Source organism: Melaminivora alkalimesophila, from assembly GCF_000282995.1.
GTDB lineage: Bacteria > Pseudomonadota > Gammaproteobacteria > Burkholderiales > Burkholderiaceae_C > Melaminivora > Melaminivora alkalimesophila.
Map to the genome: position 1 here is coordinate 1 of NZ_ALEE01000672.1, position 1,503 is coordinate 1,503.

Consider the following 1,503-nt stretch of genomic DNA (forward strand, 5'->3'; position numbering starts at 1 on the left):
GGCTGCTGGCGGCTTCGCCCACGCTGCGCCAGGCGATTGCCGCCGTGCAGCGCTACCAGCGCTTGATCAGCGATGGCGGGCGCTTCCAGGCCGTGGCCGGGCCGGAGGCCAGCTGGCTGGTCTACCACCCGCGCCAGGGCAGCCTGGCCTTCAGTCCGCACCAGATCGAGGCCGTGCTGGCGGCGGTGGTCAGCTTTGCCGGCTGGGTGCGCGGCGTGCCGGTGCAGCCGCTGGTGGTGCAGTTCAGCCAGCCGCGCCTGGGGCCGCTGGCGGGCTACCGGGCGGCATTCGATTGCCCGGTGCGCTTCGAGCAGGCCTTCAGCGGCGTGCTGCTCACCAACGCCGTGCTGGATGCGCCCCTGCCGCGCGCCAACGCCCGCGCGCAGCGCCTGCACGGCCGGGACGCGGCCGCGCGCCTTGCCGCCCTGAGCCGGGGCCAGCAACTGGCGCAGGAGCTGCGCGCCTGGCTGGCCGGCGCACTGCCGAACGGCGTGCCCACGCGCGCGCAGGCGGCGCGGATGCTGCTGGTCAGCGAGCGCACGCTGGCGCGGCGCATGCGCGCCGATGGACTGAGTTTTTCCGGGCTGCTCGACGAGGCGCGGCGCGAGGTGGCGCTGCGGGCCGTGGCCGAGGGCGGGCGGCCCCTTGCCGAGATCGGGCAATCGCTGGGCTATGCGGAGCCGAGCGTGTTCTGGCGCGCCTTCCGGCGCTGGACGGGCGGCACGCCGGCGCAGTGGCGCGAACGCGCCGCCAACGACGGCCCGGCGCATTGCCCATGACGCACGGGGCCCTGGCGTCGCAAGCCGCTACCGGCCCTCGGGCCCATGGCCCAGGCGCCCGAGCTGGTGCGCCAGCCCGATGGCCGACTCCACCCCCATCTTGGCGAAGATGTTGGCACGGTGGAATTCCACCGTGCGCTCGCTGATGCCCAGGTGCTCGGCGATGTTCTTGTTGTAGTGGCCGCGGATCAACTCGCCCAGCACCTCGCGCTCGCGTGGGCTGAGCGAGGCCAGCGCGTGGCGCAGGCGCGCCGTCTCGCGCTCGGCCTCGCTGGTGCGCAGCGCCGCCTGCATGGCCTGCTCGACGCGGTCCACCAGCAGGTTGTCCTGAAAGGGCTTTTCCAGAAAATCCCAGGCGCCCTCCTTGACCGCCTGCACGGCCGTTCCCACGTCGCCGTGCCCGGTCAGGAACAGCACCGGCCAGGGACAACCCAGGGTCTTGAGGCGCGCGAAGGTGAGCGGCCCCGACAGCGGCTCCATGCGCACGTCCAGCAGCACGACCGCCAGCCCCCACTGGCCCTGCAGCGCGCGCGCCGCGGCCAGCAGCTCGTTGCCGCCGGCCCAGGTGCGCGCCTGCCAGCCGCGCGAGTCGAACAGCCACGCCAGCCCGTCGCGCACGTCGGCGTCGTCATCGACGATGTGGATGTCCACCTGGCGCAGGTCGGGGTTCATGGCTTGGAGGGCGCGGAAAGGTCGAGGGCCGGGGCGAGCGGCAGCCGGGCCG

The 1,503-nt window shown here is 74.1% G+C and carries 2 protein-coding genes; one reads left to right on the top strand and one right to left on the bottom strand.

The features are described 5' to 3' along the window. On the top strand, positions 1-779 hold a 779-nt coding region (locus A612_RS13125; RefSeq protein WP_019374923.1), incomplete at its 5' end, for an AraC family transcriptional regulator. 27 nt (positions 780-806) lie between these two features. Here the strand turns inward: A612_RS13125 and A612_RS13130 are convergent. Then, positions 807-1,451, bottom strand: a complete 645-nt coding sequence (locus A612_RS13130; protein ID WP_019374924.1) for a response regulator transcription factor — start codon at positions 1,449-1,451, stop codon at positions 807-809. Between the last annotated feature and the right edge of the window lie 52 nt (positions 1,452-1,503).

Excerpts from the sequence above, each read along its gene's own strand:
- A612_RS13130 (WP_019374924.1), bottom strand. The coding sequence starts at position 1,451 with ATGAACCCCGACCTGCGCCAGGTGGACATCCACATCGTCGATGACGAC.